The sequence below is a fragment of the Stenotrophomonas sp. MYb238 genome, from assembly GCF_009496535.1.
GTDB lineage: Bacteria > Pseudomonadota > Gammaproteobacteria > Xanthomonadales > Xanthomonadaceae > Stenotrophomonas.
Genome location: NZ_WIDL01000022.1, coordinates 30251 through 44796 on the forward strand (window position 1 = coordinate 30251; position 14546 = coordinate 44796).

General features: G+C 65.9%; 14 protein-coding genes. All 14 read left to right on the forward strand.

The features are described 5' to 3' along the window. Positions 1-28 precede the first annotated feature (28 nt). A complete protein-coding gene (locus CQ393_RS14275) occupies positions 29-2035 on the forward strand; it encodes a conjugal transfer protein TraG (RefSeq protein WP_019043460.1) in 2007 nt (668 codons plus the stop codon). Continuing rightward, positions 2032-2520 carry a hypothetical protein gene (locus tag CQ393_RS14280; protein ID WP_023083102.1) on the forward strand — a complete coding sequence of 163 codons (489 nt, stop codon included), beginning with the start codon at positions 2032-2034 and terminating at the stop codon, positions 2518-2520. Before CQ393_RS14275 ends, CQ393_RS14280 begins: the two co-directional genes overlap by 4 nt. After that, positions 2517-3587 (forward strand): P-type conjugative transfer ATPase TrbB, encoded by a 1071-nt coding sequence (trbB, locus tag CQ393_RS14285; RefSeq protein WP_019043462.1) that lies wholly within the window; start codon positions 2517-2519, stop codon positions 3585-3587. The genes CQ393_RS14280 and trbB overlap by 4 nt, the downstream gene beginning before the upstream one ends. Continuing rightward, positions 3584-3976 (forward strand): TrbC/VirB2 family protein, encoded by a 393-nt coding sequence (locus CQ393_RS14290; RefSeq protein ID WP_019043463.1) that lies wholly within the window; start codon positions 3584-3586, stop codon positions 3974-3976. The genes trbB and CQ393_RS14290 overlap by 4 nt, the downstream gene beginning before the upstream one ends. After that, positions 3973-4242, forward strand: coding sequence for a VirB3 family type IV secretion system protein (locus tag CQ393_RS14295; RefSeq protein WP_019043464.1), 270 nt, complete (start codon positions 3973-3975; stop codon positions 4240-4242). Before CQ393_RS14290 ends, CQ393_RS14295 begins: the two co-directional genes overlap by 4 nt. Positions 4243-4254: 12 nt before the next feature. Continuing rightward, on the forward strand, positions 4255-6705 hold the full coding sequence (gene trbE / locus CQ393_RS14300) for a conjugal transfer protein TrbE (protein WP_019043465.1): 2451 nt from the start codon (positions 4255-4257) through the stop codon (positions 6703-6705). Next, positions 6702-7445, forward strand: coding sequence for a P-type conjugative transfer protein TrbJ (gene trbJ, locus CQ393_RS14305; RefSeq protein WP_023083101.1), 744 nt, complete (start codon positions 6702-6704; stop codon positions 7443-7445). Before trbE ends, trbJ begins: the two co-directional genes overlap by 4 nt. A 12-nt stretch (positions 7446-7457) precedes the next feature. Further along, complete coding sequence (locus CQ393_RS14310) at positions 7458-7772, forward strand: hypothetical protein (protein WP_023083100.1); 315 nt, start codon at positions 7458-7460, stop codon at positions 7770-7772. Continuing rightward, positions 7769-9157: a P-type conjugative transfer protein TrbL gene (gene trbL / locus CQ393_RS14315; protein ID WP_019043468.1), complete on the forward strand. Its 1389-nt coding sequence runs from the start codon at positions 7769-7771 to the stop codon at positions 9155-9157. Before CQ393_RS14310 ends, trbL begins: the two co-directional genes overlap by 4 nt. A gap of 17 nt (positions 9158-9174) precedes the next feature. Then, positions 9175-9879 (forward strand): conjugal transfer protein TrbF, encoded by a 705-nt coding sequence (gene trbF / locus CQ393_RS14320; RefSeq protein WP_019043469.1) that lies wholly within the window; start codon positions 9175-9177, stop codon positions 9877-9879. Further along, the gene (trbG, locus tag CQ393_RS14325) at positions 9876-10880 is read left to right on the forward strand and encodes a P-type conjugative transfer protein TrbG (RefSeq protein WP_023083099.1); all 1005 of its coding nucleotides are present in this window, start codon (positions 9876-9878) and stop codon (positions 10878-10880) included. Before trbF ends, trbG begins: the two co-directional genes overlap by 4 nt. A 2-nt stretch (positions 10881-10882) precedes the next feature. Then, the gene (locus CQ393_RS14330; protein ID WP_019043471.1) at positions 10883-12160 is read left to right on the forward strand and encodes a TrbI/VirB10 family protein; all 1278 of its coding nucleotides are present in this window, start codon (positions 10883-10885) and stop codon (positions 12158-12160) included. After that, positions 12157-12402: a DUF2274 domain-containing protein gene (locus CQ393_RS14335; RefSeq protein ID WP_019043472.1), complete on the forward strand. Its 246-nt coding sequence runs from the start codon at positions 12157-12159 to the stop codon at positions 12400-12402. The genes CQ393_RS14330 and CQ393_RS14335 overlap by 4 nt, the downstream gene beginning before the upstream one ends. Positions 12403-12867: 465 nt before the next feature. Continuing rightward, complete coding sequence (locus CQ393_RS14340; RefSeq protein WP_194269678.1) at positions 12868-14502, forward strand: serine hydrolase; 1635 nt, start codon at positions 12868-12870, stop codon at positions 14500-14502. Positions 14503-14546 lie beyond the last annotated feature (44 nt).

Genomic DNA, 14546 nt, shown 5'->3' on the forward strand with positions numbered 1-14546 from the left:
CAGCGCAGGAGAAATCGGAGGCCAAGGTATGCAGGCTCAAGGTGTGTTGTTCGGGCAGATCGCCGCCGTGTTCGGCATCGTGATCGCCGGTGTGTGGGTTGCCACGCAATGGACAGCCGCAGCCTTGGGCTACCAACTACGCCTGGGCTCGCCCTGGTTCGACTTCCACGGCAAGCCGGTCTATTACCCGTGGAAGCTTTTCGAGTGGTGGTTCTTCTTCGATGCCTACGCGCCGCAGGTCTTCGACACCGGCGGCATGATCGCGGCAAGCAGCGGCCTGCTGGCCGTGGCGGTCGCCATCGCCATGTCGGTGTGGCGCTCGCGCCAGGCGCGCAAAGTGACGACCTATGGCTCGGCCCGCTGGGCCGATGCCGCCGACATTCGCAAGGCCGGGCTGACGCAGCCTGCTGGCGTCTTTCTCGGCCAGCATGACGGCCACTACCTGCGGCACGAAGGGCCGGAACACGTCCTGACCTTTGCGCCGACGCGCTCCGGCAAGGGCGTGGGCCTGGTGGTGCCGACGCTGCTGTCCTGGCCGGCATCCGCCGTCATCCATGACATAAAGGGTGAGAACTGGCAGATCACCGCTGGCTGGCGCAGTCGATTCAGCCACTGCCTGCTGTTCAACCCGACCGATGCCAGTTCAGCGGCCTACAACCCGCTGCTGGAAGTAAGGCGCGGCGCGCATGAGGTACGCGACGTGCAGAACATCGCCGATATCCTGGTCGATCCCGAAGGCGCGCTGGAGAAACGCAACCACTGGGAAAAGACCAGCCACGCGCTGCTGGTCGGGGCGATCCTGCATGTGCTGTACGCGGGGGAAGACAAGACGCTGCGCGGCGTCGCCAACTTCCTCAGTGATCCGGCCAGCCCGTTCGAGCTGACCTTGCACCGGATGATGACGACCAAGCACCTGGGCGGTGCCCAGCATCCCGTCGTTGCATCCGCTGCCCGCGAAGTGCTCAACAAGTCGGACAACGAGCGGTCGGGCGTGCTGTCCACCGCCATGTCGTTCCTTGGTCTGTACCGTGATCCGACCGTGGCGGAAGTCACTTCGCGCTGCGACTGGCGCATCGGCGACCTGATCGCAGCAGAGTATCCGGTATCGCTGTATCTGGTAGTGCCGCCTTCCGACATTTCGCGCACCAAGCCGCTGATCCGGCTGATCCTCAACCAGATCGGCCGGCGGCTCACCGAATCGCTCGATGGCAGTGACGGTATCGAGCGCCGGCACAAGCTGCTGCTGATGCTCGATGAGTTCCCGGCGCTTGGCCGTCTGGACTTCTTCGAGACGGCGCTGGCCTTCATGGCGGGCTACGGCATCCGCAGCTTTCTGATCGCGCAGTCGCTCAACCAGATCGACAAGGCGTACGGGCAGAACCATTCGATTCTGGACAACTGCCATGTGCGCGTGACCTTCGCCACCAACGACGAACGAACCGCCAAGCGTATTTCAGAAACTTTGGGCACCGCCACTGAGTTGCGCGCCCAGCGCAACTACGCAGGCCACCGGCTTGCACCGTGGCTGGGGCACCTGATGGTGTCACGCCAGGAAACCGCACGTCCGCTGCTGACGCCGGGCGAAGTGATGCAACTACCGACCGATGAAGCGGTGGTGATGGTGTCCAGCGTCGCACCGATCAAGGCGAAGAAGCTGCGCTACTTCGCCGACGCCAATTTCAAACAACGGGTATTGCCCCCGCCTGTAGTAACGGCTGGCCCCTACGCCGATGTACCGCCTGCACGACCTGACGATTGGAGCGGCCTGGCAATACCCGCGGTTCCTGCGGCACCGGCCACGGCATCCGCCGATGACCTGGAGGCCTTGGGCTCGACTGACGACGGCGGCCCACGCCGCCAGCCCGAACTGTCGGAAGCCATCGCCTATGCCCCCGAGATGGACGCCCCGACCAGCGATCTGTCGCTGCTCGATGACGACGACATGCCCCCGGTGCTTCCCGACCAGCTCGACCCCGCACTGCAACGCACGGCGCGACTGGCTTCTCTCGACCCCAACGACGGAATCAACCTATGAGCCAATACCGATTGAACCTGTTCATTCAGCACGAGCACGCCAAGCGCCTGGACGAGCTAGCCACGAAGAAAGGCGTCTCGAAGTCCAGCATCGTCGCCGCTGCCTTGGCGTCCTGGCTGTCGCCCGATGCTGGCGACCAGCGTGAGGCCGCCATCGCCAAGCGGCTGGATCGTCTGTCGCGGCAGGCCGAGCGTCTGGAGCGTGACCAGAACATCCAGATCGAAACGCTGGCGCTGTTCATCCGCTACTACCTGACCGTCAGTACGCCGGTGCCCGAAGCCCATCAGGATGCGGCTCGCGCTCAGGGCAAGGCTCGTTTCGAGCAGTTCGTCGAACAGTTGGGTCGGCACCTGATGCGTGGCCGCAGCCTGGTGCGCGACGTGGTGGAAGAACTGCACCCCCAAGGTCGTGAGTTCGGCATGCGCATGGACGACGCGGCGGCGTTGGCCGAAGCCCATCAACGCACAGCGGAGCGTGCGTCATGAGTGCCGTTCCACAGACCCCGCCCGATCCACGCTCATCCGCTGAGGCGTCCCAGGATCGCCGCATCCAGATGCTGCGCACGGCGATGGGGCCGGTGATCGCTGCTGCGCTGGAAGACCCGGACGTTGTGGAGGTGATGCTTAACCCCGACCGGACATTGTGGGTGGATCGGCTGTCCTCTGGCCGTGCGCCGCTCGGCGTCGAACTGCCCGAGGCCGATGGCGAACGCATCATCCGCCTGGTGGCCGCCCACGTCGGTGCGGAGGTACATCGCGGCCAACCGCTCTTGACTGCCGAGCTGCCGGAGACGGGCGAACGCTTCGAGGGCATCTTGCCGCCCGCTGCACCTGGCCCGGCCTTTGCGCTGCGCAAGCGTGCCGTGAGCATCATCGGTCTGGATCGCTATGTGGCCGAAGGCATCCTGACTGCTGGGCAGGCCGAGTTTCTGCGTCACGCCGTGCGCGAGCGGCACAACATCCTAATCGCCGGAGGCACCAGTACCGGCAAGACCACGCTGGCCAATGCCTTGCTGGCCGAGATCGCCGCCACCGGCGACCGCGTACTGGTGCTCGAAGACACCATCGAACTGCAATGCGCTGCCCGTGACCATGTGCCGCTGCGCACCCGCGCAGGCGTGGTGTCGATGCAAGAGCTGGTGCGCGCCACGATGCGGCTGCGCCCGGATCGCGTGATCGTCGGCGAAGTGCGCGGCGGCGAAGCGCTGGATCTGGTGAAGGTCTGGGGCACTGGCCACCCCGGTGGCATCGCCACCATCCATGCCGGCTCCGCCTTGGGTGCGCTGCTGCGCCTGGAACAACTGATCCTCGAAGTGGCGGTGCATCCGCCCCGCGCCCTGATCGCCGAGGCGGTCAATGTCGTGATCCACATCGCAGGCCGTGGACGCAAGCGCCACGTCGAAACCATTTCTCGCGTCGTCGGTTTCGACGGCGAGGGCTACCGCCTGGCGGATGCGCTGGAAGCACCGTTCTCCGAGCTTCCGCCGGTTCCTCTTGCAGCCGCTGCCGCTGCGCCTTCCTCGATCCCTGACCAACCTGGAGAACTGCCATGACGCAGATGCACGTTCCTGCTTTCCGCTTTTCCGTAAATCCGCTTTCCCACCTGTCCAGCCTGGCACGACTGCGTAGCCTGGCCCGCCCCGCACGGCAAGGGCTGCTGCTGGCAGCGCTGCTGCTGTTCCTGGCCGGAACCGCGCAGGCGGCCGGTTCCTCGATGCCGTGGGAAGGCCCGCTGCAATCCATTTTGGAGTCGATCCAGGGGCCGGTGGCTCGCATCGTCGCGGTCATCATCATTATTGCGACGGGCCTGGCGCTGGCCTTCGGTGATACCAGCGGTGGCTTCCGCAAGCTGATTCAGATCGTCTTCGGCCTGTCCATCGCCTTCGCGGCTTCGAGCTTCTTCCTGTCGTTCTTTAGCTTCTCCGGCGGGGCCGTCGTATGAGCACGGCCACCGATCTTCCGGGGTTTGAAGTGCCGCTGCATCGCTCACTGACCGAGCCGATCCTGCTGGGCGGTGCGCCGCGCACCGTAGCGATCGCCAACGGCACGCTAGCCGCCGCCGTCGGGCTGGGCCTGCAACTGTGGATTCCCGGCGTGGTGATGTGGATCGTCGGCCATTCGCTGGCGGTTTGGGGGGCGCGTGTCGATCCGCAGTTCATGCAGGTCTTCGCCCGGCACATCAAACACAAGCCGCTGCTGGACGCATAGGGAGAAGCCGACATGCTGAACCTTGCCGAATACCGCCAGCGGCCAGCGCTCTTGGCCGACTGGTTGCCTTGGGCCGGGCTGATCGCGACGGGCGTGGTACTGAACAAGGATGGCTCGTTCCAGCGCACGGCACGCTTTCGCGGGCCGGATCTGGACAGCGCCACGCAAGGCGAACTAATAGCTACATCAGCGCGGCTGAACAACGCACTGCGCCGGCTTGGTTCGGGCTGGGCCTTGTTCATCGAAGCCGAGCGCCGCCCGGCAGCAGGCTATCCACGCTCCGAATTCCCGGAGCCGTTGTCATGGCTGGTGGATGAAGAACGCCGCGCGGCCTTCGAGGAATCCGGCCAGCATTTTGAGAGTGCCTATCACTTCACACTTGCCTATCTTCCACCAGAAGAGTCCCGCGCCCGCGCCGCCAAAATGCTCTATGAGAACCCGCCAGGCGATGGCGTGGACTGGCGTGGGCGGCTGGAAGCCTTCGTGGCGGAAACGGATCGCGTGTTCGACTTGCTCGACGGCGTGATGCCGGAAATCGCCTGGCTCGATGACAGCCAGACACTGAGCTACCTGCACGCCACGGTGTCCATGCGGCGCTACCGCGTCGGTGTGCCCGACGTGCCGTTCCATATCGACGCACTGTTGGCCGACTGCGCCCTGGTCGGTGGTCTGGCGCCCATGCTGGGCGACCAGCACCTGCGCGTGGTGTCGGTGCGAGGCTTTCCGACTTCGACGTGGCCAGGGATTCTGGACGACCTCAACCGCCTGGGCTTTGGCTACCGCTGGAGCACGCGCTTTTTGTGCCTGGACAAAGCTGAGGCGGAAAAAGAACTCGGCCGCCTGCGCCGCCAGTGGTTTGCCAAACGCAAGAACGTCGTCGCGCTGTTGCGCGAAACGATCTTCCAGCAGGAAAGCCCGCTGGTCGATACCGATGCTAGCAACAAGGCGGCCGACGCCGATGCCGCCTTGCAGGAACTGGGCAGCGATCAAGTCGCTTTCGGCTACCTCACCGTCACTGTGACGGTGCTCGATGCCGACCCGGCCGTAGCCGACGAGAAGCTGCGCATGGTGGAGCGCGTCATCCAGGGCCGGGGCTTCGTGACCATCCCCGAGACCCTCAATGCAGTCGATGCCTGGCTGTCGTCCATCCCTGGCAATGCCTATGCCAACGTGCGTCAGCCCATCGTCTCGACGCTGAACCTGGCGCACATGATGCCGCTGTCAGCGGTGTGGGCCGGGCCGGAGAAGAACGCGCATCTGGATGGCCCGCCGTTGATCGTCACCCGCACCGATGGCGCGACGCCTTTTCGCTTGGTCACGCACATCGGCGACGTGGGCCACACGCTGGTCGCCGGGCCGACCGGCATGGGCAAGTCGGTCTTGCTCGCTACGCTGGCGATGCAGTTTCGCCGCTATCCCGGCTCGCGCATCTTCGCCTTCGATATGGGCCGCTCCATGCGTGCCACAATCCTCGGGCTGGGCGGCGAGCATTACGACCTAGGCAATGACGGGGCGATTGCTTTCCAGCCATTGGCCCGCATCGACCAGGAGGGCTACCGCACCTGGGCCGCCGAATGGGTGGAAGGCCGCCTGCTGCATGAAGGTGTCTCCATTGGCCCGGACGAGAAGGCCGCGATCTGGTCGGCACTCGGCAGCCTCGCCGGCGCGCCGGTGGAGCAGCGCACGCTGACGGGCCTCTCGGTGCTGCTGCAATCGAACGCACTGCGCCAGGCGCTCGCGCCCTATGTGCTGGGTGGTGCCCACGGCAAGCTGCTGGACGCCGATTCTGATCGGCTGGGTTCCGGCAGCGTGCAGGGCTTCGAGATGGAAGAGCTGATGCACAGCAAGGCGGCAGTGCTGGCCGTGCTGGGCTACCTGTTCGCCCGCTTCGATGAACGCTTCGACGGCGCGCCCACGCTGTTGATCCTCGATGAAGCCTGGCTGTTCCTCGATGATCCGGTGTTCGCTGCCCGCATCCGCCAGTGGCTCAAAACGCTGCGCAAGAAGAACGTCAGCGTCATCTTCGCCACGCAGTCGCTGGCCGACATCAAGGATTCAAGTATTGCACCGGCAGTGATCGAAAGCTGCGCCAGCCGGATTTTTCTCCCTAACCCACAGGCGACCGAGCCTCAGATCCGCACGATCTACGAGGGCTTCGGCCTCAACAGCCGCCAGATCGAGATCGTGGCGACCGCGCAGCCCAAGCGTGACTACTACTACCAATCGCGCCTGGGCAATCGCCTGTTCGACCTCGACCTGGGGCCAGCAACTTTGGCCTTCGCCGGGGCATCCACTCCGCAAGACCAACGCGACATGGATCGCGTGCTGCTGGACGCAGGCACACCGGGCTTCGCCGGTGCCTGGCTGCGTCATCGTGGCCTCGATTGGGCCGCTGATCTGCTGCCGTCCTCGCCGGCGGCAGCGTCCTTCCTCGCTTCTCAACCCCAGGAGGTTTCACCATGAAAACCCAACCCCGTTTGCGGTCCGTCTCGCTCGCCGCCGTGCTGTCGGCATCGCTGCTGGCCGTGCAGCCTGCATCCGCGCTGACGGTGTTCGACCCGTCCAACTTCGTGCAGAACACGCTGACCGCCGTGCGCACGCTGGAGCAGATCAATAATCAGATCAACCAGCTTCAGAACGAAGCGCAGATGCTGATGAACCAGGCGCGCAATCTGACGAATCTGGACTTCAACATCGTCAATCGCCTGCGCTCGACGCTGGCGACCACCGAGCGGCTGATCGCCGAGGCTCGCGGCCTGGCCTACGACGTGCAGAGCATGGATGCCACCTTCGCCCGGCTGTACCCGGAGCAGTACGCCGCGACCGTCAGCGGCGACCAGATGCTGCGCGACGCGCAGGAACGCTGGAAGAACACCTTGAACGGCCTGCATACCGCGATGCGGATGCAGGCGCAGGTGTCGCAGAACCTGGCGCAAGACGAAAGCGCGCTGTCCGACCTGGTCAGCCAGAGTCAGTCCGCCACCGGCGCACTGCAAGCCATGCAGGCGACCAATCAGCTTCTGGCCTTGCAGGCCAAGCAGTCGATCCAGGCGCAGCAGCTCCAGATCACGCAGGAACGCGCCGCCGCGCTGGAACTGGCACGCCAAGCAGCGGCTGTCGAACGCGGCCGGGAAGTGACGCGCCGCTTCCTAGGCGACGGCACGCCATACACGCCGCAGCGCGTGGATTTCTACGGCAACTGACGGGAGACGGCCATGCGATGCGTTTCCTTGCTGCTGCCCGTGCTGCTGGTCGCTTGCAGCCAGCAGCCGACCGAAGACCTGGCCGCAGCCTTGGCTGCCAATCCCGCGCGGCTCAAGGTTTTGCGTGCGCAGTGTGCAGCCGACCGGGCTACGGCAGGCGAAGACGCTTGCCTGGCTGCGGCTGAAGCCTTCCGGCGGCGCTTCTTCGCCGGTGAAACCGGGCCTGACGAGTTCCACACGCTGGCCGATCTGCCGCCGATCCCACCGAGCTTCGACACACCCATCAGTGACCAGGACGCCATGCCCTTCGAGGGGGACGTGCCATGAATGACGTGACAGTGATCGACCGATTCCTCGCTACCTTCTCGCGCTACATCGACTCGGGCTTTGGGCTGCTGCAGGGCGAAGTCGCGTTCCTGACCGCCACGCTGATCGTCATCGACATGACCATCGCTGGGCTGTACTGGGCGATGAGCCACGCCACCGGCCAGGGCGATGACTTGATCGCAAAACTGCTGCGCAAGGTGCTTTACGTCGGCGCCTTCGCCTACATCATCAACAACTTCAACTGGCTGGCCAGCATCGTCTTCCGCTCGTTCGCGGGCCTGGGCCTAACGGCCAGCGGCTCGACGATGAGCATGGGCGAATTTCTGCAACCGGGCCGCCTGGCCAAGACCGGCATCGACGCGGCAGCGCCGATTCTTGAGCAGATCAGCGACATGGCGGGCTTCCCCGAGGTGTTCGTGAACATGACGCCCATCGTGGTCATGTTCCTGGCCTGGGCCGTGGTGATCCTGTGCTTCTTCGTGCTGGCGATCCAGCTTTTCATCACGTTGATCGAGTTCAAGCTGACCACGCTGGCGGGCTTCGTGCTGGTGCCTTTCGCCTTGTGGAACAAGACCTCGTTCCTCGCCGAAAAGGTGCTGGGCAACGTGGTGTCCTCGGGCATCAAGGTGCTGGTGCTGGCCGTCATCGTTGGCATCGGCTCGGGCCTGTTTGCCGAGTTCCAAGTGCATCCGGCCGAGCCGTCCATCGACCATGCGGTGGTCATCATGCTGGCCTCGCTCACGCTGCTGGCGTTGGGGATCTTCGGGCCGGGCATTGCCACCGGGCTGGTATCCGGTGCACCGCAGCTTGGCGCAGGCGCGATGGCTGGTGCTGCGATTGGTGCCGCAGGCGCGGCGGTTGCCGTAGGTGCCGCAGCCACCGGCGTGGGCGGTGCTGTGATGGCCGGTGCGCGCATGGCACCGGCTGCCGCCAAGCTCGCCGGGTCTGGTGCGCGGGCTGCAACCTCGGCGGCTGGCAGCGCGAAGTCGGCTTTCCAGGCCGGTTCCGCCGCTGCGGGCGGCGGAGCCAAGGGCGCGATGGCCGGGCTGGGCAGTGTTGCCAAGGGCGGCGCACAGGCCGCTGGCCAGCGCGCTGGTGCTGGCATCAAGGCAGCAGCGGCCAAGGCTGCAGCGCCATTCAAAGCAGGCTGGCAAGGCTCTGGTGCCGATGGCGGCTCAGGCGGTGGCACTGCGGGGCCAGCCGCCGCAGGCGATGCCGCTGGCAACACAGCCAACGCGCAAAAACAAGAGCAGCCCGGTTGGGCCAAAAACCTGCAACGCCGCCAACGACTCATCCAGGCCACCACTACGGCCGCGCACACGCTGCGCGGTGGCGACGGCGGCGGTTCGGGCCAAGGCCCGAGCCTGCGGGATTCCGATAGCTGACTTTCAAGGAGAACTCCATGCGATTCAAACGACCGCAGGTGCGCTATGCCGATACGCCGCAGCCTGCCACTCCGTATCAAGCCGCTGCCCAGGTGTGGGACGAGCGCATCGGCTCGGCCCGCGTGCAGGCCAAGAACTGGCGGCTGATGGCCTTCGGCTGCCTGGTGCTCGCATTGCTGATGGCCGGCGGCCTGGTGTGGCGCTCGGCCCAATCCATCGTCACGCCCTATGTCATCGAGGTCGATCAGTCCGGCCAGGTGCGCACCGTGGGCGAAGCGGCCACGCCGTATCGGCCCACCGATGCGCAGACGGCACACCACATCGCGCGCTTCGTGACGCTGGTGCGCTCGCTGTCCATTGACCCCATCGTCGTGCGCCAGAACTGGCTCGATGCTTACGACTACACCACCGATCGTGGCGCGGCGGTGCTCAACGACTATGCGCGGGTGAATGACCCGTTTGCCCGCATCGGCAAGGAATCGGTGACGGTGCAGATCACCAGTGTGGTTCGCGCCAGCGAGGCGTCGTTCAACGTGCGCTGGACAGAGCGCCGCTACGTCAATGGCGCGGCGACCGGGCTGGAGCGATGGACGGCGGTGGTGTCCATCGTGCAGCAGACCCCGCGCACCGAAGAACGCCTGCGCCGCAACCCGCTGGGCATCTACGTCAATGGCTTGTCGTGGAGCCGTGAACTGGATTCTTCTGAAGGAGCCAAACCATGAATGCACGTTTCCGTAAAACCGCATTGCCGGTGATCCTGCTGGCATCGACTGTCCTGTTTGCGGGCTGCGCCACGCAGGGCAAGCCGCCGCCGGTGATCTCGCTCGATGAGCCGGTGCAGGCTCAGCCATTGCCCGAGCCGCCCACGCCCATCGAAGTGGTGGCAGTGCCCGAACCGTTGGCATTGCCCGGACAGTTGAAACCGCTGCCGGACGTTGATGCGACCCCGGCTTCACCGGAGCCTGCCGACGAGAAGGTGCGCGTTTCGCGTGCCAATGCCGAGGCGCGCATTGCGCCGACCCGTGAGGGCTACGTCAATGCGATCCAGGTCTGGCCCTTCACTGACGGCGCGCTGTATCAGGTCTATGCGTCCGTGGGCCGCGTGACCGTGATCGCGCTCCAGCCCGGCGAGGAACTGGTGACGGTCGCTGCGGGCGATACCGTGCGCTGGATCGTGGGCGACACCTCCAGCGGCAGCGGGGCCGATCTGCGCGTCAATGTGCTGGTCAAGCCTATCCGTTCCGGGTTGAAGACCAATCTGGTCATCACCACCAGCCGCAGGACGTACCTGCTGGAACTGACTTCGACCGACAAGGCATGGATGGCGTCCGTGTCCTGGGACTATCCCAAGGATCGAATGCTGGCCTTGCAGCGCCAGGCCCAAGCCGCCAACGCTGCCGCGCCGGTCGATGCAGGCTTGTCGCTGGAGAACATCCGGTTTCGCTATGCAATCAGCGGCAGCAATCCACCGTGGAAGCCGCTGCGCGCCTTCGACGATGGCGAGAAGGTCTATATCCAGTTTCCTGCAGGCATCGCCCAGGGCGAGCTGCCGCCGCTGTTTGTCATCGGCGCGCAGGGCCATGGGCAACTGGTGAACTACCGCTTCCGCTCGCCGTACTACATCGTGGATCGGCTGTTCGGTGCGGCCGAACTGCGCCTAGGGGCCGACAAGGGCGACGTGGTGCGCATCGAGCGCACGGATGGCATTGCTGGGAGGAACTGAGCATGAGCCAGGACGATACCCCCGACCTTGACGCGCCGCAGGCGGACAAGGTGGCACCCGAGGCGGTGGCGCTGCGCGCCCAACCGCGCCCGGTCACGCGCCTGAACCGGCGCACGCTGGCCATCCTCTCCGGCGGGCTGTCGGTCGGCCTGATGGGCGCACTGATCTGGTCGCTGCAACCGCAGCAACGCAGCGCGAGCGAGTCTACCGAGCTGTACAACGTGGATCGCGTGTCCAAGTCGGAAGGGCTGGATGCGCTGCCGACGGACTATTCCAAGCTGCCAGCGCTGCCGCCCGACGTGCCGGAGCTCGGGCCACCGCTGCCGGGCGATTTAGGGCCAGCCATCGTCAATTCGCAGCAGCCAGTTGCCGCCACCTATGCCGCGCCCGGCTACGACCCCAACGATGCGCTACGCAAGGAAGAAGAAGCAGCGGCAGCTTCATCGGTGTTCTTCCGCACGGGTTCCCCGCAGGCTGCGCCCGTGGCGCAGTCGCAGGTCGCTGCCGCGGCAGGCTTCGCTGCCAATGCCGCTTTCGATCCGCTGGCCGCTGGCCCAGCCTCGACGGCGGCCCAGCCTGCTGATCCGACTGCCGTGCAGAACCGGCAAGACCAGAAAGAGGCGTTCCTGACAGGCGGCTCTAGGGAAACCCGTAACTCCGGCAACCTGCAAATGCCCGCATCGCCGTACCAAGTCATGGCAGGAACGGTGATCGCAGGTGCGCTGGTGACGGGCATCAAGTCAGACCTGCCGGGCGACGTGATCGCCACGGTGACGGAGCCGATCTACGACACGGCCACAGGCAAGTTCCTGCTGATCCCGCAGGGTTCGCGCATCCTGGGCAAGTACAACAGCCAGGTCAGCTACGGCCAGAGCCGCGTGCAGGTGGTGTGGAACCGCATCATCCTGCCGGACACGTCTTCGCTCACGCTCGACAACCTGATCGGCACCGACCCGGCGGGCTATGCCGGTCTGGAAGACGACGTGGACTGGCATTGGGATCGGATTTTTGCCGGTGCCGTGCTGACGACGCTGCTGGGCGTCGGTGCCGAACTGGCCGCACCCGAGAACCGCCAGGACGGTGATCGCGTCATCATCGCCGGGCGCGACAGCCTGCAGGACACGGTGAACCAAGTCGGCCAGGAAGTGACCCGGCGCAACCTCAACATCCAACCCACGCTGACCAGCCGTCCCGGCTTGCCAGTGCGCATCATCGTGAACCGCGATCTGGTGCTGCGGCCCTATCAGCCGCTGTTCTTCAACAAGGGGACTTCGCGATGAGCTCGACCAGGAAACTGCGGCTGGGGCCGCTGCCCAAGACCGAAAGCGTCAAGCTGACCTTCGCTTGCTCGGCCAGCTTGAAAGCCGATCTCGACCGCTACGCCGCGCTGCATGCGCAGGCGTATGGCGAGGCGGTCGATGCCTCGACGCTGATCCCGCACATGCTGGAGGCGTTCATGGCGGGGGATCGGGGATTCAGGAAAGGAAACGCCAACAAGTCCTTGCCGCCGAACCCAAGCTGAAGGTGCACCGGAACCAGATTGACCATCACTCGAACGCGCAGCCCAACGCTGCGCGTTCTTCGTTCTGGATAGGCTGCGAGGGAATGGGCTAAAGTGACCGAGCAGGCCTGCCAGTTCTTGGCAATCTCCATCGCTACAACGCGACTCGGCTTGCTTTCTACAGGCTCTTATGTGGCCCCCAGTCCACAACACCGCATCCCCTGCAAGCGGCATAAAACAGAGCTAACCTATTGCCCCATATATGGTTTCAAGCCTCCCGTGTTTTGCACGAAAGGCTTGACGCTGGCCATTTTTTATGCCCGCTTCCCGGCGGGATGTCGCGGCACTTCGGCAGGCACGCTGCCGGCCGCGTCGTTGGCTCCGGCCGTGGCCGGTTTCGTCGCGCCGGGGTGGGCGTTCGTCGCATTCCCGCCCATGCGGGCGGCGATGCGACAGGATGCCGGCTCCCCCGACGAGGAGACCGACATGCGACTTGCCCTGGCGTTGTTCGCCACCCTTTCCACCGCCGTGCTGCCCGAACCGGTGCTGGCATCGGCGGATGCCGCGCTGGCGCGCGTCGTGGCGCAGCGCCTGCGCGGCGATCGTACCGGCGCCTGCCTGGCGGTGGCCGTAGTGGAACGTGGACAGGTCGCACGCGCCTACCAGTGCGCCGACGACCGCGCACCCGTGCGCATCGGCGCAGACAGCGCGTTCGAGATCGGCTCGGTCAGCAAGACCATGACCGCCGCCCTGCTGGCCGATCTGATCCGTCAAGGCAACGGCTCGCTGGAGGATCCGCTTTCGGCGTGGCTGCCGGCGGGCACCAAGGTGCCCGCTTACGAAGGCCAGCCGATCCTGCTGCGCCATGTGGTAACGCATACCTCGGGCCTGCCGGCGCTGCCTCCGGGGCTGGAGCCGGCGGACCCGGACGATCCCTACGCCCGCCTGGATGCCGCCGCCCTGTTGGCATCGCTGGGCGAAGTGCGTCTGGCAGCCGCGCCGGGCAGCGACTTCGAATATTCCAACTACGCCTCGATGCTGCTCTCGTACGCGGTCGCGCGCCGCGCCGGCAGCGACCTGGAAACGCTGCTCGCGCGGCGCCTGTTCGCGCCACTGGGCATGACCGGCGCCTACATCGAGGCGAAGCCGGCGCAGGTGCGCGCCGCGGTCGGGCATCGTCCGGGCGCGGCCGTGCCGGCCTGGCATTTCGCCACCGACCTGGCCGGCGTCGGCGGCGTGCGCGCCACGCTCGAGGACATGGTCCGCTATGCGCAGGCCCAACTGGGCTGGATCGAGGCACCAATCGTGCCCGCCCTGGCGGCGACCCATGCGCCATTGTCGGAGCAGCCGGCGATGGGCATGAACTGGATGCGGGTGCCGGTGAACGGCCGTACCACGTTGATGCATGAAGGCGGCACCGGGGGTTTTTCCTCGTTCGTCGCGCTCGATCCGGAGCGGCAACGCGCAGTGGTGATCCTGTCAGACACCAGCTGGACCGCGACCGGGGGCTTGGGCAGCCTGGGATTGCACCTGGTCGACCCCGCCTTCCCGCTGGGCAAGCCGCGCCGGGAAGTGGCGGCGGCGCCGGAACTGCTGCAGGCGCTGGCCGGCGAATACCAGTTGCAGGGGGCGATGAAAATGGTTCTCCGCCCGCGCGACGGCCGGCTGTACGTGCAGGCCGACGGACAGGCCGAGCAGGCGATGGGCCACGACGATGCCGGCGATTTCCATGCCCTGCAGGTGGACGCCGTATTGCGCCCGCAACGCAGGGCCGACGGCAGCTACGGCTTCGTCTGGTCGCAGATGGGCGCGGAGATTCCCGCCGTACGCGTCGACCTGCAGCGGGCCCCGCCGCCGGTGTTGTCGGCGCAGGCGCTGGAGGCCTACGCCGGCAGCTACCCGCTGATGCCGGGATTCGTGCTGGAAGTGCGTGGTCGCGACGGGCGGCTGCATGCGCAGGCGAGCGGGCAGGGCGAGTTCGCGCTGGATGCGGTGGCGCCCGATGCCTTCGAAGCGCCGGCCTACGGCATCCAGATCCGGTTCCTGCGCGGCGCGGATGGCGGCGTGCGGTCGCTGGAACTGCACCAGGCGGGACAGGTGCTGCGCGGCACGAGACAATGACCGCCTGCCAGGGAACGGAAACGAGGGTCTTTGCATGGCATCCA